1 protein-coding gene is annotated in these 203 nt (G+C 59.6%); it reads left to right on the top strand.

Annotated features, from left to right (window positions below; translation table 11 throughout):
* The coding region (gene tnpA, locus F1735_RS38755) for an IS200/IS605 family transposase (RefSeq protein ID WP_167241696.1) at positions 1-203 on the top strand (203 nt) is incomplete at both ends.

The raw sequence follows: 203 nt of genomic DNA, 5'->3' as shown, positions 1-203 counted from the left end.
CCGCCCAAGGTTTCCGTTTCCAATCTGGTCAACAGCCTGAAAGGCGTTTCCAGCCGCATGATTCGGAAGAAGAACGATCCGAGCATCCGCAAGAAGCTTTGGGGCGGCGCGCTATGGTCGCCTTCCTGCTTTGCCGGTAGCTGCGGCGGTGCGCCTATCGCCGTTATCCGGCAGTACATCGAACAGCAGCAGACGCCGCACTA

The sequence above is a fragment of the Massilia genomosp. 1 genome (genome assembly GCF_011682185.1).
Lineage (GTDB): Bacteria > Pseudomonadota > Gammaproteobacteria > Burkholderiales > Burkholderiaceae_D > Telluria_A > Telluria_A rubra.
Note: the sequence above shows the minus strand (reverse complement) of the source record. Positions and strands in the feature narration are given on the sequence as shown.